The organism is Lysinibacillus sp. NPDC098008 (assembly GCF_044760715.1).
Lineage (GTDB): Bacteria > Bacillota > Bacilli > Bacillales_A > Planococcaceae > Lysinibacillus.
The window spans coordinates 89,721-112,611 of sequence record NZ_JBIWBA010000009.1 but is presented as its reverse complement, the minus strand read 5'-3'; the positions used below and the strand labels follow the sequence as shown (position 1 = coordinate 112,611).

The 22,891-nt window shown below is 35.9% G+C and carries 20 protein-coding genes, 1 tRNA gene and 1 pseudogene; 7 read left to right on the top strand and 15 right to left on the bottom strand.

Annotated elements, in window-relative coordinates:
* Window positions 1-20: 20 nt before the first annotated feature.
* Window positions 21-94, top strand: a tRNA-Arg gene (locus ACIQVU_RS10440).
* A 329-nt stretch (window positions 95-423) separates the two neighbouring features.
* Here ACIQVU_RS10440 and ACIQVU_RS10435 read toward each other — a convergent pair.
* From ACIQVU_RS10435 to ACIQVU_RS10420, 4 genes and pseudogenes are all read right to left on the bottom strand, one after another.
* The gene (locus ACIQVU_RS10435; RefSeq protein ID WP_402895372.1) at window positions 424-804 is read right to left on the bottom strand and encodes a hypothetical protein; all 381 of its coding nucleotides are present in this window, start codon (window positions 802-804) and stop codon (window positions 424-426) included.
* A 143-nt stretch (window positions 805-947) separates the two neighbouring features.
* Complete coding sequence (locus tag ACIQVU_RS10430; protein WP_402895369.1) at window positions 948-1,226, bottom strand: hypothetical protein; 279 nt, start codon at window positions 1,224-1,226, stop codon at window positions 948-950.
* Between the two features lie 51 nt (window positions 1,227-1,277).
* Window positions 1,278-1,506: pseudogene (locus tag ACIQVU_RS10425) on the bottom strand (IS5/IS1182 family transposase); the annotation flags it as partial.
* 368 nt (window positions 1,507-1,874) lie between these two features.
* Window positions 1,875-2,156 (bottom strand): hypothetical protein, encoded by a 282-nt coding sequence (locus ACIQVU_RS10420; RefSeq protein ID WP_340806790.1) that lies wholly within the window; start codon window positions 2,154-2,156, stop codon window positions 1,875-1,877.
* 600 nt (window positions 2,157-2,756) lie between these two features.
* Here ACIQVU_RS10420 and ACIQVU_RS10415 point away from each other — a divergent pair.
* The 4 genes from ACIQVU_RS10415 to ACIQVU_RS10400 all read left to right on the top strand — a co-directional run bounded on the left by ACIQVU_RS10415 (window position 2,757) and on the right by ACIQVU_RS10400 (window position 7,813).
* A complete protein-coding gene (locus tag ACIQVU_RS10415) occupies window positions 2,757-3,503 on the top strand; it encodes a DUF7225 domain-containing protein (protein ID WP_340806788.1) in 747 nt (248 codons plus the stop codon).
* Window positions 3,504-3,646: 143 nt separating this feature from the next.
* Window positions 3,647-4,105 (top strand): YggL 50S ribosome-binding family protein, encoded by a 459-nt coding sequence (locus ACIQVU_RS10410; RefSeq protein ID WP_402895366.1) that lies wholly within the window; start codon window positions 3,647-3,649, stop codon window positions 4,103-4,105.
* A 520-nt stretch (window positions 4,106-4,625) separates the two neighbouring features.
* On the top strand, window positions 4,626-6,887 hold the full coding sequence (locus tag ACIQVU_RS10405) for a M28 family peptidase (protein WP_402895364.1): 2,262 nt from the start codon (window positions 4,626-4,628) through the stop codon (window positions 6,885-6,887).
* 470 nt (window positions 6,888-7,357) lie between these two features.
* The gene (locus ACIQVU_RS10400; protein ID WP_340808600.1) at window positions 7,358-7,813 is read left to right on the top strand and encodes a helix-turn-helix domain-containing protein; all 456 of its coding nucleotides are present in this window, start codon (window positions 7,358-7,360) and stop codon (window positions 7,811-7,813) included.
* Window positions 7,814-7,850: 37 nt separating this feature from the next.
* Here ACIQVU_RS10400 and ACIQVU_RS10395 read toward each other — a convergent pair whose 3' ends face one another.
* From ACIQVU_RS10395 to ACIQVU_RS10385, 3 genes are all read right to left on the bottom strand, one after another.
* On the bottom strand, window positions 7,851-8,972 hold the full coding sequence (locus tag ACIQVU_RS10395; protein ID WP_402895360.1) for a hypothetical protein: 1,122 nt from the start codon (window positions 8,970-8,972) through the stop codon (window positions 7,851-7,853).
* 157 nt (window positions 8,973-9,129) lie between these two features.
* Window positions 9,130-10,575: a M20 family metallopeptidase gene (locus ACIQVU_RS10390; RefSeq protein ID WP_340806784.1), complete on the bottom strand. Its 1,446-nt coding sequence runs from the start codon at window positions 10,573-10,575 to the stop codon at window positions 9,130-9,132.
* Between the two features lie 29 nt (window positions 10,576-10,604).
* Window positions 10,605-11,828, bottom strand: coding sequence for an MFS transporter (locus tag ACIQVU_RS10385; RefSeq protein ID WP_340806783.1), 1,224 nt, complete (start codon window positions 11,826-11,828; stop codon window positions 10,605-10,607).
* 136 nt (window positions 11,829-11,964) lie between these two features.
* Between ACIQVU_RS10385 and ACIQVU_RS10380 the strand changes: the two genes are divergently transcribed.
* On the top strand, window positions 11,965-13,980 hold the full coding sequence (locus ACIQVU_RS10380) for a helix-turn-helix domain-containing protein (protein ID WP_340806782.1): 2,016 nt from the start codon (window positions 11,965-11,967) through the stop codon (window positions 13,978-13,980).
* A 47-nt stretch (window positions 13,981-14,027) separates the two neighbouring features.
* Here the strand turns inward: ACIQVU_RS10380 and ACIQVU_RS10375 are convergent, their stop codons facing one another.
* On the bottom strand, window positions 14,028-15,032 hold the full coding sequence (locus tag ACIQVU_RS10375) for a nucleoid-associated protein (RefSeq protein ID WP_402895356.1): 1,005 nt from the start codon (window positions 15,030-15,032) through the stop codon (window positions 14,028-14,030).
* A gap of 229 nt (window positions 15,033-15,261) precedes the next feature.
* Between ACIQVU_RS10375 and ACIQVU_RS10370 the strand changes: the two genes are divergently transcribed.
* Complete coding sequence (locus ACIQVU_RS10370) at window positions 15,262-15,681, top strand: universal stress protein (RefSeq protein ID WP_340806780.1); 420 nt, start codon at window positions 15,262-15,264, stop codon at window positions 15,679-15,681.
* 58 nt (window positions 15,682-15,739) lie between these two features.
* Here the strand turns inward: ACIQVU_RS10370 and ACIQVU_RS10365 are convergent, their stop codons facing one another.
* From ACIQVU_RS10365 to ACIQVU_RS10335, 7 genes are all read right to left on the bottom strand, one after another.
* Complete coding sequence (locus ACIQVU_RS10365) at window positions 15,740-16,597, bottom strand: DUF6612 family protein (RefSeq protein ID WP_402895353.1); 858 nt, start codon at window positions 16,595-16,597, stop codon at window positions 15,740-15,742.
* 185 nt (window positions 16,598-16,782) lie between these two features.
* The gene (gene qoxD / locus ACIQVU_RS10360) at window positions 16,783-17,067 is read right to left on the bottom strand and encodes a cytochrome aa3 quinol oxidase subunit IV (RefSeq protein WP_340806777.1); all 285 of its coding nucleotides are present in this window, start codon (window positions 17,065-17,067) and stop codon (window positions 16,783-16,785) included.
* Complete coding sequence (gene qoxC / locus ACIQVU_RS10355) at window positions 17,067-17,666, bottom strand: cytochrome aa3 quinol oxidase subunit III (protein ID WP_340806775.1); 600 nt, start codon at window positions 17,664-17,666, stop codon at window positions 17,067-17,069. Before qoxC ends, qoxD begins: the two co-directional genes overlap by 1 nt.
* A 1-nt stretch (window position 17,667) precedes the next feature.
* A complete protein-coding gene (gene qoxB, locus ACIQVU_RS10350; RefSeq protein ID WP_340806774.1) occupies window positions 17,668-19,611 on the bottom strand; it encodes a cytochrome aa3 quinol oxidase subunit I in 1,944 nt (647 codons plus the stop codon).
* Between the two features lie 50 nt (window positions 19,612-19,661).
* Complete coding sequence (gene qoxA, locus ACIQVU_RS10345; protein WP_340806773.1) at window positions 19,662-20,552, bottom strand: cytochrome aa3 quinol oxidase subunit II; 891 nt, start codon at window positions 20,550-20,552, stop codon at window positions 19,662-19,664.
* 782 nt (window positions 20,553-21,334) lie between these two features.
* Complete coding sequence (locus ACIQVU_RS10340; protein WP_402895348.1) at window positions 21,335-22,177, bottom strand: DUF2785 domain-containing protein; 843 nt, start codon at window positions 22,175-22,177, stop codon at window positions 21,335-21,337.
* A 180-nt stretch (window positions 22,178-22,357) separates the two neighbouring features.
* A complete protein-coding gene (locus tag ACIQVU_RS10335) occupies window positions 22,358-22,822 on the bottom strand; it encodes a hypothetical protein (protein ID WP_340806770.1) in 465 nt (154 codons plus the stop codon).
* Window positions 22,823-22,891 lie beyond the last annotated feature (69 nt).

Genomic DNA, 22,891 nt, shown 5'->3' with positions numbered 1-22,891 from the left:
AAGTAACATCATAATATTATGTCTCAGTAGCTCAGCTGGATAGAGCAACGGCCTTCTAAGCCGTCGGTCGGGGGTTCGAATCCCTCCTGGGACGTTTTTTAAGAAAAATCACAGGTCAGAGAGTGATTACAAAGACGTTAGAAATGTTGATATATCAATGTTTCTAACGCTTTTTACTTTTGGGAGAATATGAGAGAAAACGGTTATTTTTGAAAGTAGGTATACAAGGTAAACATCCAAAACAGCTTACTGTGTATAGACATTTACCGCAATTAATTCGTCTTGCTGCTCTATTGCTTTTAAAATATGTGTATAGTAATCTGCAGTTGTTTGAATGTCTTTATGTCCTTAACGTTTCGATACAGAATGAATATTTGCACCTTCATTTGTAATTACTTTGACAGATGATGGACGATAGAAAATTCAATTACATGGGTTTTCAGGTAAAGATAAAATTAGTTTTTTAAATTCATTCACCGCTCTTTTGTCGTTGGAAATAGTTTGCTCTGAGCTTGTATTTTTTAAATCCCCAAAATCAGCCTCATCTTTATAATTCCAAGATTGATAAACATATATTTTATTATTTTTGAAGTTGAAGTAGTCAGGTGCTAAACCAACTAATTCACGTAATGCAAGCCAGATACAAGACAAAAAAGTAAATAGATGGTATGTGCCTGTGGAACTGTCTAAATGTTTGAATAGTTCATTATATAGTTTCATGCTGTCCGTGTAGTTCAAATGTTTTTCAGATGCCTTCTTAGCAATTTTAGATGCTGTTAATTCGACTTTTCGTGCAAAATCCAAGTGAATCATGCCCGTTTTCGATGGCATTCTTTACATATGTTCTGATGTAAGTATTTAGCTTCCTGACAGTTTCCCTCGATTTACTCTCTCCATAAAATTTAATGAATTTTTGGTAATCTGACTGTTTTTCCTTTAAGTTTATATTAGCTTAAAACATATTTTAGTAAGTAATCATTAGCTGCTTTGATAGAAAATCTAGTATGGTCAAATAGAGCGTAAGCATTATCAAGATTGGTTTGTACGAATGTGAAAACATAATTATTGTAACCATCTAGAGTTAATTGGTTTCCAAGTCTTTTACAGAATGAAGGTAGTATTAAATCATTAAAATCATTTTGTGTAACAATACCTTCTACCTCCATTAAGTCTAAAATTTCTTGATATGAGTTTATTTCCAAAATAATCAATATCCCTTCATTCATATAATATCCACTTTCAGGATCTGTCGTGCTTTCCTCGATTTCTTTCCCTTACTCCTTTTCAATCTTCTCCGGGAGAAAGGGGTTTTTTTTCGTGTTCCTCACGATCCAAATTTAGCTTTACTTGTATAAGCCCGTGTTTCTTTTTGCACAATCTTTTTATCATATTTTCGTTTATTCGCATTCACTTTCACATGCGTAGAATCAATAAATAGATGGTCTGTATGAAGGAATCCTCGATGTATAAGATATGATAGAAAATCTGTTCAAACACATCCGTGTCTTAAAGAAATGACGAGATCAATACTTGGACGCTCATGCGATGAATAGAGGTTTTCTAGGAATAAATAAACATAAACTCAATAGTAGCCTCTAATTTTCGTACTAAACGATCTTGGGGAACCAATTAATCAATCGTCAGCATTTCTACTTGTTCACGTTGATTGATTAAATGCTTTGTCAACGTGATTCTTCACCTCAACTCCACCCACGGAAAACCTCCGCCCGTAATGGAAATTAACAGCCCTCTTTTATTTCATTTGTAAGAGAAAAAAGATCATAGGCAAACTAAAAATTCATTGAGTTTGCCTACAGTCTGAGGAAACCCAAATATAAGGGTTTTCCGCTTTTTTATTTTAGACTTGTTCAATGTTAAGAAATATTTTTTAGCCAAGTAATAACTCGAAGTAGATGAGATGGTTCAAACCAAGTAATTAAAAACATCATAATGAAGAAAGAAATGGGTGATATAAATTTTAATGTTCCTTTTTCCCTTTTAGCAATTGCTATAAAACTTAATACCATCCCAACTAAAAAAGAAATAAAACTAAAAAGGACTATCGGTTCAGAATAACTATCTATTATCCAATTTAAGCCGAATAATAATAGCCCTATAAATATCAAGGCTATTGACAATACACTAAATTTTTTCACAATTTCACCTCCATATATGATTTTACCATTTTAAGGAGTAAACGATAATTATTTTTGTTGTATAAGAATGAACAATTACACGATAGACCTAGGACGTGTCCAAAAATTCCATTTTATTGGGTATAGAGGCGATGTAGAAGAACGTTAAAAAGGAAGTCGCTAGTTTGTAGTAATGAGTAGCCACTCAACAGACCAAGTTTTTTGCATTGCTATCTAGTGGATATGATGAAGAAAATAATGAAATTGCTTTTAAATAAAAAAAGAATTATTGATCCTCTATTACTATATAATGATTTAATTATAAGAGCTTCATCAATTTCAGAAAAAGTGAAATTAATGAATAAAAATGCCAAAGAATTTTGATAAGGGTATTTTTGTAGGAAATATTGAAAGTTATAAATAGTCTATATTTAATAAATACGATACATCTCCTCAATAGGGTTTATGTCGTCATCTAGATTCCATCCTTTATTATATAAACTTGTCCAGTGCAAATTTTTTATTTTGGAAATGAAAATGGTGATTTTTTTTAGTTGACAGCATATTAAGTTTAGATACATATGAAATTATATACTTGAGATACTAGGGGGAGAGAGGAATATGACAACGATTTATGAACAGTTGAAAGAGGCGTTAGTGGGGCGTGAAGGCGATATAATAACAGCAACAGCTATCAAGGGATTGCTTGAGAAAAAATATGGTGTGAATAAATCAAGTGTACTGTTGTCGGATTATTGTTACAATCGCTACAATGAAGGAGTTTTGTTTACAAAGCATTTATTTCAATATATTGACCATAATATGTATCAATATTTGGGAGAGAATGCGTTGTATACAGGGCTCATTTTTCAAAAGAAGAAAGGTCAAGCGAATGAGTGTATAGTAGGAGAGTGGATTAATGGTGTGAAATATGTGAAACGTGATGGACTTAGTAAAGCACAAATCACTCAATTGCATACTCACTATAATGAGATTTGGCGTTATGAATTGCATATTTTACAAAGTAAACCGACAGAGTTGCGTCATTTAATGGGGCGTATTGGAGAATTTTTATGCGTGCTTCAAACAGATGGACAATTAGCATTAAATGCAAATGAGCGTGGTTATGATGTTGTCAGCGCAAATGGTCGTAAAATTAGTGTGAAAACTACGGCTCAGACAAATGGCTTTATAGCGATTAATCGTAATACATTTCATTTGTGTGATGATTTATTTATTGTTCAATATAAAAATGATATGTTCCAAGTTGTGTTTTTTGGAGAGAAAGAAAAAATTATTGATAGCTGTCGTGTTTATCAAAATACATATGAGCTTGATGTATCTAAAATTGTACATTTGAAACACTAAAGTGAGAGCTATTGATTTAAAGAAAGCCGATTATTATTTGCTATAGTTTCTATATTCTTAGAAAGACAATATACAGGTTCATATTTACAAAATGACAATATCATTGCATATTCCTATATGAAAAATTACTTGGAGGGTAAAATATGGCTTTAACTGATGAACAGGTTAACTTGTTACTGGAAGATGAAGAGTTTGGGTGGAGATACACTCAAGAGTATAATGACTATAAAATAACCTATAGAGATTTTAAAGTTAAGATGGATGAAGTTTATAAGAGACGTGGTATAAAGAATGAAAGTAAACCTATTAACCATCAGGAAAGAATAAAAAGAGTTGAGAAACTATTTGCTAAGGGATACATTGATAAAGATAGGTATGAAAATCGATTAAACAGGATAAAGCAGGATATAAAAGATGAGAGTTCCAATTCAGAAGAGAAAAAACAGGTAGGTATAGAAATTAATGGCTGTGTATTTGCTAATAATGGAGATATTGACCTAGATGATTTTCTTGATAAATTTATTGAGTTTATTGAGGAGAATGGCTGGCATTTTGGGGGAGGTACAAATCACGTAGACGAGGATGGTAACTATATAAAGTAGAGAATGGAGCTAAGCAGATGCTTGGCTCTTTTTTTTGTATGAATACTTATCAATTTATCATGGGTTTTACTTATTCCAATTTTAGTTCCTCTGTTATAGCAAGAAATCTTATCTATTAGAGTAACTGTTTTATAAGAGCAATAAAGAGCAAGGTAAATTACTTGATAACTATATTCCATTTTTTTCGTCTGATTTATTATAAGGCTTAATATTGCTTTAAACTAATATATAGTCCTCGTCTTATAGAAGAATACAATTTAAGATTATTTTTAGTATTGTAGGTTTACTCTATAATTTAGTAGAAAAATACAAAGTTTGTTTGAATAGGAATTTTTACAATTCTCTTTTTTTCTCAGCAAGAATTATTGATAATTGACTCCGATTGAAAGTAGGTAAAAACCATTGTTAAAATAATGTTCCTCATGTAAACTTATCCATATATAAGTTCCTTATTTTGGCTAGGTTGTTTCCTATCATAATAGAAACGTTCTTATAAAGTATGACAAGGGGGTATTGGTAAATGAAAAAGATATTGGGTATATTGCTTGCTGTTTTTATGATATTTGTAGGTGTACCGAGTGCTTTTACAGCAAATGCAATGGAAACGAGTGTGGATAAAAATGAGATGATGTCCACTGTCGAAATTTTATCCTCCTATCCACGAGGACATGATAATGAAGAAAAGGAGCTTGCAAGGAAATTAATCATAGACACATTTGAACAATATGGCCTTACGGTGACAAAGCAAGAATTTGAGGCAGAGCATCTCGATTGGGATAAGATTGACAGGGGAGAGGATGAGCCTTATAGCAAATATTCAGCGGTCAATCTTATTGGCACAATTGCACCGAATACAGCTGTAAAAACGAATGATATTTTGATTATTGGTGCGCATTATGATGGTATTAGAAATATACCAGCAGCCAATGACAATGCTTCTGGTGTTGCGGTTATGCTTGAGCTTGTGCGTTTATTACATAATGTACCTACTGATACGGAAATACGTTTTATTGCCTTTGACGCAGAGGAGGATGGCTTGCTTGGCTCAATGCATTATGTGAGTCAGCTAGGGGCCGATAGTGATCGAGTGATTGGTATGCTTAACTTTGATATGCTAGCGGCAAAAAAAGAGGAGAATGTGAAAATTTATTCGGCTGATGGGGAATCAAGCTTTTTATCTGATTTATTAAAGAACAATGACAATTATAAAAATATTGAAGTTCTTGAGTATAACAGTGGTGGGACAAGTGACCATGCTGCCTTTGCGCCAAAGGCTATTCCAAATTTGTTCTTTTCACATCCGGCTGTACATGGAGAGTATCATAATGATAATGACACGATAGAGCATGTCAGCCCTGATATGCTTGCCTATGCGGCTGATGCAGGACAGGTCATTGCGCGGGAAATTATGAATGAGCAAACGCGATCCTATCAAGCAGTAGCACGACCTGTCTTTGATCCTACGGTATATCCCATTTCTAGTACGATCAGAATACCGGATGGTTCGAAAAAAGAGATAGAAGAAGCATTAGGTATTCGATTTAGTCAAGTTCCGTCGGAGGATAGCACATCGAGGTATCAGGCAAAGGTACAGCTTTTTGATATTCCTGAGCCGCTTACATTGACTGCAACGAGTCATTGGGGATGGTTAGGTTCTCTTACTGTAGATTTCCGTGATACAGGTATTTCCTTTGAGGAATTAAGTGCGATTTTGGATGAAAAATTTAATAAGTCAGAGAACAATCGCTGGAACAATATTTATGGAAATTCCTATGATATTGAGTATGATGAGCAGGAAAATATTTTTACATTGCATATCACACCTTACTACGATGAGCCACAGGAGGGCTATACGCTTGTCGATGGCGAGCTTGTTCGTATGGAATCGGGATATGGCGCACATGAAATGCGTATTTCCAAAAAAGACGGTAAAATTATGAAAGAGGAAATAATAAATAAGCCTTCTGCTACATTGCCTGTAACAGACCATGCAAAGCAGGCATGGGAGAAGGTAAAATCACAGCTTTCTGCCGAGGAGCTGGCAGAGATTAGTTTTATTCGGATCGGCTCAGATGGTATAGATGGTGATTTTGCAATTAGTATGGTAAGAGCTGCTTCTGAACCTATGGAGGATACCTCTGAATGGGAAGAGAGCTTGCAGGAGGGGCAGGATATAGGTGTGTTTATACCTATAGAAGGTACGCATCTTTATCTTGACCATATTGATCTGACACATTCTTTGGGTAGCAGTTATACTGACAAGGATATGCAAGCAAATATGAAGATGGCAAGAGCAATGAAGGCAGGCATTTTCCCTTATGAGCTTCGTAAAAACTATTATGACGATATTAAAAGGGGCGACTTTGCTATGCTTGTCGTTGGACTTCTTTTCCAGAAAACGGATTGGGAGCCAGATATGATGGAGCCTACGCCATTTGAGGACACAACTGATAGCTATATTATTGCTGTGAATAAACTTGGTCTTATCGATGGCAAGAGTGACACGTTATTTGCGCCAGATGATACGATAACTCGCGAGGAAGCAGCAGTCATTCTTCATAAAATCTATACGTATTTAGGTATCAAAGATGCTTCTGGTAATGTTAGTCCTACAATTTACCTTGATGATAGCGATATTTCTGATTGGGCGAAGGAAAGTGTTTATGCTATGCAGTTGGCAGAGATTATGGCTGGTACGGAGCAAGGGTTATTTTTACCGAAGAACAATTATACATTGGAACAGGCAATTATTTCGATGTTACAATTGTATGAGAAAAAATAAGCATTTTTCTTCACAATAAAGCATCGGAGTGGACGGTTAAATGATAGTGTTTAGCCGTCCCATATTTTGAATCATTAATTGCTTTTTATTGTGAGCGTCTTGCAAGCTATAAATTTCCATACGACTACGCTTTCCTTCAGATGAGCCGATGCTGCAAACCTTAACCGAAATCAATTAGTTGAAGCCGTATCTATAGAAAGTGTTTGCCCATAATAGGTATTCTCTTTACATGGGAAAATTGCGGATAATGCTCGCTCACATACCTAGCGCTTGAAAAAGAAAATAATTATAGGGGATAATTTGTACATTATTGGATTGTATAAATTATCTCTTTTTATTTTGAAAAGTTTCGACCAAACACTGTATTTATAGGGGGCAACGGCAGGTTGCGCCTTGATGCACCTATAACTATCTTTACTTTTTTTATTCACTCTCCACATAATGAATAGTAAGAAAGGGCGATGAACAACATGATTTTTAGCGAACGATTAAAACAAGAAAGAGAGAAGAGGGGCTGGTCACAAACGGAGCTTGCTGAAAAAATTCAAGTTAGTCGTCAGGCTGTTTCAAAATGGGAAACAGGCAAAAACTATCCTAGTATTGAAATCATTATTGATTTAAGTGATTTATTTGGTATTACGATAGATGAATTATTAAGGAGTGATGAAGAGTTGAAGGCGAAGGTTATTCAAGATAGTAAACAGTTGGCATATCCAAAATGGAAGGTATTTTTTGATAGTGTATTTTTATTAGGGGCTTTCCTGCTAGTCATTAAACTAAGCATTCTTGCGCTTAATCACTTTGCGGGCACAAATATTACGATTTTAGAAGGCTTACCAAAAGCTGTGCCTAACTTTTTACCATTAGCTCTTATGTTAATTGGAGGCATTGCTTCAGATCAATTAAAAAATAAATATATAGATTAATGTTAAAGGGGCTACTTTGCAAAGTAGCCCCTTGCTATTATTTAGAAAGCTCTGATAGTAATTCTTTGCCGTTTATTGTTAGCTTAGAAGCGGAGATAAGAATCGGTCTAAGTTCTTCGTAATAAGTGTCTAGGATAGCATAAAATGCTGTCCACTGTTCGTCAGCTTTTTCATCTTCACCACTTTGACTAAGAGTAATAGCTTCCTCATAATATTGCTGCAACTTGTTATAATCATCTTCCTGAATATCAAATTCAAAATGAGTGATAAATTCTTCAAAAGAAGCAGGCTTTATATGTGTGCTTAATAGTTGATGGAATTGTTCCCATAGCTCTGTCGATAGCTCTTCGTTATGCTCTGCATCTGCCGTTAATGCTTTTTCATAAACGGCTTGAAGGTTTGCTAGCTCATCTTCTGGTATCTCTACTTCGTAATCAGCCATATATTCTTCAAATGTTAATGGTGGGTATAGCTCATCGAAATAGGGATTGAGAATTGTATAGAAGGCATCCATTATTTCGCTTGCTTGTTCTGCTTTATTCTCTTTTGCTAGCTTAATGTATTCCTGATAAAGTGTTTCAAGCTGCTTGCGATCCTGCTCTTTGATAACAATATCATTTTTAGTAAACTCAGCTTCATTAATAAATTCTTCAAATGGTTCAGGTTCCCAACTTGCTAGCTCATAAGGCGTTACGATATGTTCTATTTGTTGCCACGCTTTGTCTAGCTCATCATAATTATCTTCTTTGGCTGCCTTTTTCAAGTCATGAAAGAACTTTTCTAGCTGTACTAATTCTTCGGCTGTTATACCCTCAGGTAAGGTTTTTTTATAGACATCAAATGTAAGAAAATCTAAATAATCTTCCACGATGCTTCCTTCAACTGAAACTTCCTGACCTTCTGCTAATGCTAGCTGCTGAATTTGTTTGTCAGAGAAGTTGTATAGACCGATAAAATAGTTTTTGCCGTCTGCTCCCTTTAATGTGATGCTTTCCTCATCAAAATATTGAATAGTGCCTGTGAAGGTTTGCGCTAATTGTGTAACGGCATTGCTTGTTGTTTCTACAGGCGCTGCACCAACATAAAGAGGTGTTAAAACAGTTAGACCTAATGTAAGTGCTGAAGCAGTGATCCATGTTTTTGTAAATGGCTTTCTCATAAGTATCGATTCTCCTTTTAAATTGACTGGTGTTTCCAATTATTAGACGTTTTACCAACCAAAAAGGTTTTCTCTTTTTGGAGGAAATTTAATTTACTATTTGGGCAAATAAAAAAAGTAAGACCTTCTAAACATAGAAAGCCTTACATAGTTGTTATTACCCTACTGGTACGGGTGTTACTTCAGCGGGTTTTGGTGGTACTAAGTCTTGTGGGATCAATGCTTCATAGGCTTCTCCATCAAGACGTTGTGCCAGCTCTACCTTTGCATCCTCAATCAATGCTGGGTTTTCAAGCGCAGAGATAGCTGTGCAAGCAATTGCTTTGCCAGCAAATAGGGTTGCTTCATGTGCATAGGCTGATTTTCCTTGTGCAACAGCCTGCCATGTATGGAATGGTGTACCGAATGCCCAAGTTGCTGTTGTACATTGTGCAGTTGGGACATTCCAGCTAACATCTGCGACATCTGTTGAACCGCCCATAAACATAGGCTCGCTTGGAAGCGGTGCAAGGAAACTAGCAATTGGTTTTTCTGCTAATTGCTGTGCTAGCTCCTTGCCTACTTGTGCAGCAGCTACTTTTTTCTCTTCCTCAGAAAGTGTTTCATAAAGCTCCTTAGCAAATTGTAAATCCTCATCTGTTATAGCAAAGCCACCTAGCTCATGCATATGCTGATGCATTACTTGCTCTAATGTTTTGTTAGGAATTAAATTATGGCAAGAGCCAACGATTTGCTCCTCTACAGATGTTTCGGTCATTAAAGCTGCACCTTTTGCACAGTTTAGTACACGTTGATATAAATCCTTTACTTGGCTTGGCTTTGGTGCACGAATAAGGTAAGTTACCTCAGCCTCTGCTTGTACAACATTTGGAGCAAAGCCGCCTGTATTTGTCACAGCGTAATGAATTCTTGCTTCATCCACCATATGCTCTCGTAAATAGTTGACACCGACATTCATTAATTCAACTGCATCTAATGCACTTCGCCCAAGATGCGGGGAGGCAGCGGCATGTGAGCTACGTCCTTTAAACTTAAATGTAGCATTAATAACAGCATTTGCTCTTGCATGCATGACCGCATTAATTGTTCCAGGATGCCAAGAGAATGCCACATCCACGTCTTTAAAATAGCCATCACGTGCTAAAAATGCTTTACCATAGCCACTTTCTTCAGCAGGGCAGCCAAAGTATTTTACTGTTCCTGTTAAATTGTTTTCTTCTAAATATTGCTTTGTAGCAATAGCACCAGCAAGCGCACCAACGCCTAAAAGATTGTGACCACAGCCATGTCCATTGCCATTTGGGGTAATTGGATTATAGCTTGAGCTACCTGCCTGCTGGCTTAAGCCTGCAAGTGCATCAAACTCACCCAAAATAGCAATAACAGGCTTGCCACTTCCAAAGGTTCCAATAAAGCCTGTTTCAAGATTTGCAACACCTCTTTCTACATGGAAACCTTCAGCCGCTAACGTTTGGCATAATACATCAGCAGAGCGAACCTCATCAAATCTTGTTTCCGCAAAGCCCCAAATACTATCACTCACATTTTTATAGACTTCACTTTTTTGATCAATAAAACTAGCAATTTTTTCTGTTAAACTCATACTCTTTCACTCCTTAGCTAATGATTTCCTTATACGGAAGGGGAATTGGCAACAACAGCCTGCTTATTTGGCCGAATCATAAATAATGACACTGCACATACAAGCGTAAAGCCAATTAACATGGCAAATGCAGAGCTATAAGAGCCGCCAAAAGCGTCTACTAAAAAGCCAATAAGCATTGGTGTTAAGACACCTGCAAACTGTGCCCCTGTATTAATAAAGCCGTTTGCTGTACCTACAACAGCCTCTGGTAAAATTTTAAGTGGGACAGATGTAATTAAAATAATATTAAAGGACAACATCACCGTTACAATACTTTGACAAATTGTGAAAATTAACATGCTTGGTGCATTTGCCATTAATAAAAGGAAAATACCTGCGATAATAGCGAAAATGCCTGCGATTAGTTTATCTTTTCCTTGTGGCAGTTTATCTAAAATATAACCGCTACAAAGCATCGCGAAAATGCCAACAAATGGAGGAATAGCTGAGTAAATGCCAACAGCAGTTAGCTCTAATCCTTTTACTTTTGATAAGTAGGTAGGCATCCAAGACATTAAGCCCCAATTCACTGCGTAAATACTAAAATAAGCAATAAACAATTTCCAAATCATTGGTGTTTTTAAAACATCTCTTAACGGTGCTTTTGTAGCTGGTGTTTGCTCTATTGTTGCCTGTGCTGGCTTTTCTTTTACGAAAAAGAAGAAAGCGAGTGCAATAAAAATACCAGCTGCTCCAACAATGTAAAAAATCTCTCGCCAGCCTAGCGCTAGCATAAGGTAAGTTCCTGCAATTGGTGCAACAACCCCCATAATAGAGCCAGATGTTAACATAATTGACATTGCTTTACTACGTTCATGTATTGGGAACCAATTGGCAATACTTTTTGATGCTGCAGGGAAATAGCTGCCTTCACCAACCCCGAAAAGAAAACGAATAACAATAATCGATAAAAACGACCATGCAGCCCCTGTTAGAATGGTGAATACAGACCATACTAAAATGGTTGAAATTAATACTTTACGATAGCCAAAGCGGTCTGCCAGCCATCCACCGGGAATTTGCATTAAAGCATAGCCAGCAAAGAAGCTACTTAAAACGATACCTGTTAGTGAGTCTGTTAATTGTAAATCTTTTGAAATATCGAGGATTGCGAAGTTTATAATGAAACGGTCAAAGTTTCCTAATGACCATCCTATAAACAACATAGCAATAACAATATATCTTGTGTTTTGTGACTTTGCTGCTGTCATTGTTTTTCCTCCTCACAATAGTAGTTTTGTGTATATTGCAAAGTATAAAAAATTAAGACTTTTCTAATAATGTGCGTTTCTATATAATAAAGCTATTAAATATAGATGTTTATACATAAAAGTGAGGCATATATGAATGATCGATGTAGAAAAAATAGCACAATTTCTCCTTAACACCTGTCAGCTTACACAATTTCAATTATGGAAAAAGCATGATGGAACTGGTTTTTCGCTTGCTATTTCTCAAGGCATAGAGCATATACTACCGCCCTCCTCAGCTATTTCTGTAGATTTTCATGATTATTATGTTGAAATAGATCACAAATGTACATTTGTGATTCGTACTGATCATCAATGGATGCCCTCGCCGACGGAAGAACAAATACTAGAGGCATTACTATATGCATATCAATTGGCATTAATGGTCGAAAAAGAGCAATTTATTCGAGAAAAAATGATGGAAAGTATAAGAGAAATTTCTGCCTTAAATGATATTCAAATATTGCTGACAAAAATTTTGGAGAATGCATTATCCGTTATTCCATCAGCAGATTTTGGTGTGCTTTGGATGTACGATGAAAATAACACAACATTGATACCAAAAGCTTGGACAGGTGGGCCAGGTGAGGATATTCAACATATGCGTGTTAAGGTGGGAGAGGGGATTATTGGCAGAACATTTAAAGAACAGCAATCCATTATCCTTACTTCCTATCAAGATGTTTTAAAGGCATCATCATCGTTAACAGAAGAAAATCTACGCCATTTATTAAAAGCCTATACATTTGAGCATGTGCAGTCTGTTATTTCTGTGCCAATTGCAGTAGAGGACCAAACACTATGTGTATTAATTATTTATCAAAATGGAGAAGATGCGCTGCTGACAATTGAGGATATGCAGCTTTTAGAAAGCTTTTCTGATCAAGTATCGATTGCTCTAACGAATTCAAAGCTATTTCAGCATTTAAAGATGCAAAATGAGCTGCTGCTTCAACGCGATCAGATTCATCACACCTTTATGAAACTGTCCTTGCAAAACACAGGAATGCAAGTCATTGTCAATGAAATAAGACATATGCTAAACTTACGCCTTGTTATTATGGATTTTACAGATGATTTGATATATGCAAGCCCGCGTCATTGGTTGGATGATATCCATTTATTGCGCGCTATTAATCGAAGTGATGCGCCAGCATTTTATACAATAAATATAGATGATGAGCTTATTACTTGCTATATACAGCCAATTGTTGGGATTGATCAAACACTTGGTTTATTGCTGGTGGAGGTGAATAAGGAGAAGCTTGAACCGCTTCAGCAGCTTATTATTGAACAAGCAAGCGCAATGATTGCCCTTGAAATGATCCGAAAACAAACAATTGTGGATGCATTTTATAAAAAAACCCATGATCTTTTTCATGATTTTTTACTATGTAAAGACCCTGTTCAGCTTATAAAAAAGGGGGAAGAGCTTGGTATTCAGACAAATGTCTATTATGCTGTTGTGCTTATTCAATTATCGTCAGCCTCTAATATTCAAGGAATGGATATGCAGGTGCATTTTTTAATTGGTGAAATAAAAAAACAATTTCAAGAGCATGCACTGATTGTCTTTGGTTTTGGCAATAAAATAACGATTCTTTGTCAATTTAAGCAACTAAGTAATGAGCTGCAATTTCTAATGCAGCAATTGCAAACAAGCTGGGAGAAGGCAAAACATAATATGCTAAAAGTTGGTGTTGGCTCCATGTATCAAGGGATAGAGCAAATTGCGAAAAGCTATAATGAGGCGGATAAAGCACTATCATTTTTAATGACACGTCAGCGCTGGGGCATTATGCACTATCAGGAGATTGGTGTCAATCGACTATTTATCCATCAAACACAAGAGGAGCTACTCAGCTTTGTTAACGAAGTTTTTCAACCGTTAAAAAATGAAAAAACGAGGCATCAATTACTAGAAGAAACACTGCTAATATATATGGCGCAAAATGGCTCTATAGGGGAAACTGCAAAGCAATTGCATATTCATGTTAATACATTATATCAGCGATTAAGAAAAATTGAGGAAAAATTAAATATTTCTTTTCAAAATACAGAGGATGTTTTAAAATTACAGCTTGCCTGTTATTTAAAGGAAATGGTTTATTAAAAGGTAAAAAATCTGCCTAGGGAAGGAAAGCAGATTTTTTTACCTGTTTACATTTCATCTTGGAAATAAATTTTATAGAACTTTCGATTGGTTGCTTCATCATAGCCAACCTCAATTAGCTCATCAATATGTTCAATATGCTGAATATTGACCTGAATTTCAATATTGCTATCTAGCTTAATTTTACGTTTATATTTCTTTTCAGCTTTTTCAAGTGCGCTGTCAGAAATAATCGTTTCATAGGGTTTAACGGTTTTAACAATGATATCCTTTTCGGTAGCATCTATTTGCTCAAACACCGTATCAATATAATGGTCTACTTGAAATTCCTCCTCATTTCTAAAGTAGTCCAATGTTTTATTTAACAGCCCTAGCTTCTCAGTGCTTGTATAATGCTCTTCTTTTAAAATATATTTCTTGCATTCAGCCAACGCTAAATCTGTTTTATAATAGTGCTCATCCGCTGCCTTTATTTTTAAAAAACGCTCTTGCCAATAAACAATGTCCTCTTTTCGTTTTGTTTTAATAAAAACGGCAGGGGGTTGGTCTGGTCCCATATCAATAATAATCGCTGCATTGTTGATTTTTTTGACATTGATGCCATCAATACCATTGACGGTCATTTGATGATGGTCATTTTGCACATCTAAAAATATTTCTTTTTCATCAATTTTTACAATGGCGATTACTTTTTTTGTTTCATCTAATAATAAGCAATTATCAAACAAACCGATAAATAGTTCACCGCTTTTAATATTAGGGTGCTGCGATACACTATGTAAGTGTTTAGCGATATTTTGGGATTGTTCAAGAAAGCTATTTTCCTGTGTAAAGATTGCCTTGGCATAGGTATAAACTTCGTTAAGGGTAATCGTTGTTTCATGAAAAAATTCGTATTGCTGCTCCATATCTATTTTATGAAAGGCAAGCTGTGTAAAGGCTGCTTCTAGCATTACCTCGGGCTGCGTCAGTGCTTCTTCCCCTAAAATAAGTGTTTCCCCTATAAAATGCATACTATATTGCGCTAATGTACTTTCACTCACTTCTAGCATAAAATCCACCTTTTAATTATTTATCGTAGCTAGTATATCATATCAGATTAACCATTGATTGCGACGCTATGATCGTATAGATTTATAACTAGCAAACACGCCCAATATTCAATGCATCTGTTTATAGTAGTAGTCAAAAGTCTTTTTTTCTACAATAGGAATCTAGCATTATATTGAATAGCGTTATGATATAATTATTTAGAAAAGTATGAAAAAGGAGAGGGTTTGTGTGGGGAGTTATCTTAAGATTGCAGTAGCTATTGATTTTTCGGAGCAGTCACTTAAAGCTTTTGAGCGAGCAAGTCAATTAGCATTACAATACAATGCTGTTTTACAATTAGTCAGTGTTGTGGATACAAAATCATTTGGAGCAGCATCGGCATATGATTTAAAATATGCAGAGGCACTAAAGCAGGAATATGCAGATAAGATTGAAAAATTGGTAAAAGAGGCATTACAGGCAGGTGTGAAAGAGGTAGAGTCAGTAGTAGAAGCAGGTTTGCCTAAAGCAATCCTAACACAGCTACCAAATATTGATTTACTAGTTTGTGGGGCAACGGGTTTAAATCGGATAGAAAAAATGGTGTTAGGGTCAGTTGCAGAAAAGGTGGCTCGTCATGCACCATGTGATGTTTTAATCGTGCGCTAGAGTAGAAGAAAAAACAACCTGCTTGTACGCTAAGGTGGCGATAAGCAGGTTCTTTTACTTATTCAATTGTTTGAGCGTTATCGATAACTTCTTGAGGGATATCAATTGTTTTCAGGTGATCGAATTCCGTGTATGTGATAACTGATTTTGTATTCATCACCATCTCATTACCTTCAACATTCATTTTTAAGTCAAAATTCATATCCATTTTGTTTGTATCGAATGTATCTTTGTCAATGTATAGAACATAGTTGATTTGATCAATTGTTAGTCCATCTAGTGGGTTTTCACCTAGCTCCATACCTTGCATTGATTTTTCAATTTCTTCATCAATTAATGCTTTAAATTTATCGCCTTCTGCATCTAATGTTAGTACATATTCATCATCTGTTTGTTCAAATGAGAAGTCATCGATAAATGATTTTAGCTGCTCTAATTGTTCCTTTGCATCTGCAGAGGAAGCTGTTTGCTCTAAAATTTCATCAAAGTTATCATCAGGAAGCTTTAACCAGCTATCAGATGCTGTATCCTTCATGAAGAATCCTGTACCTTGTTTCATATACATTTCCATTGGTAAGTCTGTTGTTTCTCCACCCTCACCTAGCATATTAGGCATTGTCATCGTGCCTGATAAATGCATTTCCAGCGGATCAACGATAAAATCCATATCCATTTTTGTGCTAGAAGAAAACTCCATCGCTTCCTCACCAGCACCAACCTTTGTTGCCTGTGTCATATCCATCGTGGCACTTGCACTTTTAATATTTGTCTGACGTTCCACAGCCTTATCATATACTTGTTCTAAAGTAAGGTCACTTGTTTTTGTTGTATCTTTTTTAGGCGTAGCGCTAGAATTACAAGCGGCGAGTGTTAATGCGAGTATTCCAACTGCTAATACTTTAATAAATTTCTTCATTCGCTTCATCTCCTATTTTCGATAATAAATACTATCTTGCTCTAGTATACATGGTAAAAAAGGAAAAGTTTCGTTATTTAAAGAAAATCATCGTATTGTACTAGTTGGAAAGGGTCAAAGGAATCAAATAAAAGCTGTCGTCAAAATACCATTTAGCATGGTATTTTGAGACAGCTTTTTGTTTGTTAATGATAGCCCCAAATCATCGCGAACAATGTACCAATAATTGTTACAACACCTACGAATACTGAATATAAAATCGTTGTATATAACGTTTTCTTATCTTCAGATTCGCCAATATGCATAAATAATACTAATTGTACAGTTGCTTGTGCAAGGGCAGTGACAAGTAAAATAGCGAATGCCATTTTATAACTCATATCAAAGGTTACAACGGCTAAAGCGACAAGTGTCAGTAATAATGAGAAGCCGAAGCCCATGACATGTTGTTTAGGGAATAATTCCTTCATCAGCTAATCAGTCCTTTCAAGTAGACGAAGCTGAAGATGAAAATCCAAACAACGTCTAGGAAATGCCAGTACAATGAGAAGATAAACGCTTTATTTGCTGTTTGTGGATTTAAACCACGTTTTGCGACTTGGATTAAAATCGCTACGCCCCAGAAGAAACCGAATGTTACGTGGGCACCATGTGTTCCAAGTAATGTCATTAATGATGATAAAAATGCACTTGTTTGAATTGTTGCACCTTCATGTACATATGTGACAAATTCATCAATCTCAATGGCTAAGAAGCCAAGACCTAGTAAAAGGGTAATAATGAAAAATGTCATCATTGCCTTTTTACGGCCGATACGCATTGCGTGAACGCCAAGACCAATTGTAAAGCTACTTGTTAATAATAAGAATGTTTCCCATAAGACAGGCGTTAATTCAAAAATTTCAGCGCCATTTGGGCCACTGCCTGTGCGTGTATGCAGTGTGAAATACACTGTAAATAACGTGGCAAATAACACGATTTCGGCGCCGAGGAAAACCCAAAAACCAAAGATTTTTAGGCGGTTTTCCTCTGTACTATATTCTAATGGAAGTGAAGAATCGATTTTCATATTATTTATCACCTCTCAAGCTTTTTTCAGTTGCCATTACTTCCTCAACTGAAATGTAACGACCGTGATCTTTTTCGAATGAACGATGGATCATAAAGCCAAATACACCAAGCATACTAATAATGGCTGGAATCCATAGATTGAAGACAGCGAAGAATGCTGCAAGGAAGAAGAATCCACTCATCCAAAATGGTGTGCCAGTATTATTAGGCATATGAATTTTTTCAATTGTACCTGCTGTAATATCGCGACCTTCTTTTTTCGCAAACCAAAATTCATCTAAACGAGTGACTGTTGGTACTACCGCAAAGTTGTATTCTGGCACTGGTGAGTGAGTAGCCCATTCAAGTGTGCGACCATCCCAAACATCTGCTTTTTCATTACGAGGCATATGTTTCCAGCTGTAGTAAATATTATAGACAAGTAATACAAAGCCGACTGCTAATCCTAATGCACCGACAAACGATAGCATATTCAATGGACCGTAGCCAGTAGATTCAGAGTATGTGTACATACGACGAGCATAACCATCTAAACCTAAAATAAATAGTGGGAAGAATGTTACGTTAAAGCTTACGGCAATAAACCAGAAAGCAGCTTTCCCTAATTTTTCATTTAAACGGAAACCAAACATTTTTGGCCACCAGTAATGGTATCCTGCAAGTACACCGAATACAGTACCTGGTATTAATACATAGTGGAAGTGGGCAACTAAGAACATTGTATTATGATATTGATAGTCGGCACTTGCCATCGCTAGCATAACCCCTGTAACTCCACCAATTGTGAAGATTGGAATAAAGCCAAGCGCATAAAGCATTGGGGTTGTAAACTGAATTTTCCCGTGCCTCATTGTGAGTAGCCAGTTGAATATTTTAACCCCAGTAGGAACGGCGATTGCCATTGTTGTAATAGAGAATACACTGTTTACCATTACACCATGACCCATTGTATAGAAGTGGTGGGCCCAAACTACGAATGATAGTAGGGAAATGACCACCATACTCATCACCATTGATTTGTAACCGTATAAGTTTTTACGTGCGAATGTTGCAATGATTTCTGAGAAAATACCGAAAGCAGGTAGGATAACAATATAAACCTCAGGATGTCCCCAAACCCAGAAGAGGTTGGCCCAAAGCATATCCATACCACCATCTTGCATCGCAAAGAATTTTGTACCGAATTGACGGTCAAGCATCATTAGTGCAAGCGCTACAGTTAATACTGGGAATGCAAAGACAATAATAATATTTGTAATTAAAATGGACCAAGTAAACATTGGCATTTTCATTAATGTCATACCAGGTGCACGCATTTTAATAATCGTTGTAATAAAGTTAACACCTGTCATTAATGTACCAATCCCTGATAATTGTAGGGCTAAAGAGTAATAGTTATTCCCAACCGTTGGACTGAAATCCGTACTTGCTAGTGGGAAATAGGCTGTCCAACCAGCATCTGGTGAACCACCAATAATAAATGATAAGTTTAATAAACCAGCACCTGCTGCGAATAGCCAGAAGCTGACTGCATTTAGACGTGGGAATGCAACATCACGTGCCCCGATTTGTAGAGGAATCACAATGTTCATTAACCCAATAACAAATGGCATTGCCATAAATAAAATCATTAGTAATCCGTGTGTTGTGAAAATCTCATTATAATGTTGTGCATCAAGAAGTCCGTTATCTGGAACGGCTGTTTGTGCACGCATTAATAGTGCATCGATACCACCGCGGAATAGCATTAATAAGGCTACTGCGATATACATAATCCCGATTTTTTTATGGTCAACAGTTGATAGCCAGTTTTTGTAGAAATAGCCCCATTTTTTGAAATAAGTAAGGCCAGCTACAATCACGACTGCTCCAACAACGATACTAATAGCTGCCGCTAAAATCATCGGTTCTTGCATTGGATGGAATAATTCTTCCATACTCATGGGATGCGCTCCTTTCAGCATTAAAAATTAATAGGTATATGTGTTCAATCTTAATGACCTGAATGTTCATGCTCCATATCTGTGTCAGACATATCGTCATGCTCCATATCCATATGTTTACCATGCTCCATTGGTGCAGGTCTGAAATCTAAATGTGTAGATGAGAAGCTTTGGCGACCAACATGCTCTGCCTCTAAAAGCTCATCGAATTTTTCTTCAGTTAAAGGTTCTTCTTTTGCCTTGACATCAGCCACCCATTGATCGAAGTCCTCTTGTGTCATAGCTTGTGCTTCGAATTCCATTTCGGCAAATCCACGACCATTGAAATTAGAGTTACGTCCCATAAATGAACCAACTTCATCAGCAGCTAGGTGAATCGTTGTTAACATATCACTCATCGCATATTTTTGACCTGCTAATTGAGGAATCCAAAAGCTTGTAATTGGTCCGAATGAGTAAAGTTTAAACTCGATTGGACGGTCCACTGGAAGATTGACATAGTTGACTGTTTCCACACCTTCTTCTGGATAGCTAAAATGCCATTTCCAGTTAGAGGATGATGCATAAATAACTAAAGGCTCCTTATCGTCATAACCTGCTGGCTGCGCTTCTACAGTAGATGTTGTTTTAACCGTTACGATTGCTAAAAATGCTACGATAATAATTGGAATGACTGTCCAAGTGATTTCAAGCAAATGGCTGCCTTCTTCATGGGGAGGCTCATAATCTGCTGGTGCTTTGGAAGCGCGATATTTTGTTAGCATAAAGGCTAAAAGCACATACACGACTAGTAATATAAAGGCCATTGTAATAATGGATAAAATAATTGTGTTTGATAATGTTTCAGCATTTGGTCCTTTTGGATTGAACACTGTTAATGGTTCACATCCAGCGAGAAGGGCACTTAATGCTACAAACAATAAACTTAATTTTTTCTTCATGTTTGACTCCTTTCTATTAGAACAGCTATTCATAAAACTCTTGTGTTTTTTTATCAGTGCACATTTACAAATAGTGGATACTGAGGTCACCTCTTTTATAATGGCGTATCAATCAATTATTGATTGATCTAATGCGAACATTAGCAAAGGCAATAATTGTGCAATCGTTTGCAAGCTTGTGCATTGCACGCACCTATGATTGTCACAATTTGTCGTTGTTTGCATCTTGGATTATACGCCCTGTTTTTAAGAAAAAACATTATTTTGTTATGAAAATGATAGTAAAGGGGAGTTGAATTTGAACATTTTTTGAACAGAAATCATTATTTCAATATTAATATTTTTAAGTGCTGTTTATTAAACACTGTAAAAACGTTGAAAACACTGGATTCTTGATATTTAACTAAGTAAATAATTTTTTTTGTGAAAAATGTATTTCACATTTTAGACGCTGATTTGTAATAAAGTCAGTGCTTTGACAAGTATAAGCTTATTTTTTATTTGCCTTTTTTTAAAATAAGGAGTAAAAGCCAATAGGGGGTATGGAAATAATAGGGTGAATTCTCAGTGATAAGAAAGGATGGAAAAGGTATAGAATAGAAGAGGGTATAATTATTTTGAAATAATAATAAATTTTCTTTGTTATCCATAAAATTCCTGTATATGTTCTATTTGAAAAATAAAAAAGCAAACTAAGAATTATCCTAGTTTGCTAACAAGGTAGAAAAATTTATGCAAAATAAGCAGGATACGGACTAGAATAGCATTTTTCTAAAAGCCAGCTAGGCACCGAGCTTTAACCATTTTGCTACTTGTCCATAAATGATATTTTGAAGCTGAGGGGCTTTATTATTCATTTTTAAAGAAAAATACAATGTTTTCATAAAGTTTAATGTACTAGTACGTCCACTAAAGAAACTTTCATTATAGCCCTGTGTCATTAAGTGTATTTCAAATTTATCAAAGGACTGCTCTACAAATTCAATAAGTGCCTCTTCAGAGTAGTGCTGATCTAATAATGCCTCTACAATATTAACGAAACGTTCTTCCTCATCATTGATATAGACAATGTCTTTCCATGTAACAAGCTTTAATGCATGTAAGATAGATGGTGCATATTGTAAGTTGAATTTGGGGTGTTTAATGGCTGTTGCGGCTAAATCTGCACCGTGAGCAATGCTATGAGCCCATCCTTTGTCTTGTACATATCCTCTTGTATCTTGCTCTACTAGTAAATAGCGACCAATTTTTTTAAAGAATGTTTGCAGGTCATCATCATCTAAAACAAGCAGCTCAACATCCTTGGCAAGCAGACCTGCAACAAGTAGTGCAGAAAATGAGCGGGTAAAAACACTATCTGTATTATTTTCACCTATGTGTAAATAAAGGAAATCCTCGCTTATTGCCGTTTGAAATAAATATTGCAGTTGCTGTGTGCTTAACAAATTATCACTTAGCAAATCAATAAATGTACGATAAATAGAATGGTCACGTAGTTCAGCATCTGTAGAGCCAATGTGTGCTAACATTTGTTGTAATAGCCATTCACCGTGCTGTGACATAAATGCTTGTCGCTCAGAAAGTGTCATGGTAGAAAAATTTTGTAATGCTTCTTGAATCATCATATTTTGATAAGCCCCTATCTTAAAATTGATACAGGTATATTATAGCTCGAATTGCCTTAATTTGCTGATGGGGCAGATATCTTTCTATTTTCAGAAACAATAGAAAGTTGTTATGATAGAAGCGCATTAAGGAAATATCATAAAAAAGACATACCTATTTAAAAGTATGTCCTGATCAAACTATAAGATGGATGCTGATTTTATACCGATAGGCCATTCTGTATAGGTATGTTGGTTTGTTTTTAGCTCAACGAGAATATTGGTATTTTTGATAGCATCAATTAGCCATTCACTATAATGTTGATCTGGCTTAGGGTGCTGTAAAATTTGTTGCATATCCTTTTTATCAAGATGTAGTAGCTTATAGTTACATTCAATATTTACTTTTTGTGGGATAATTGACAGCACTTCATATGGATGACCAAGTGAAATAGGGTTAGGAATCAAGCCTTGGATACGCAAAATATAAGTACAGGCTTCTTGAGTGTATACATCGACCTTTGTACGCGTTAAAAATTCAAATTCTAACGGACTATCTTGCCGAGGTCCGTTCGCTGTAGCGAATGAAATGACTTTAATTGATCGTGCTTTGAATGCAGATGAGATACAATGATCAAATTCAGTGATTGTATCTAGTAATTGCATGTAGTCCACTCCTTGTGAAAAAACGTGATTTCTTAATAGAGAGTAATGAATAGCATAAAAATTTAGACT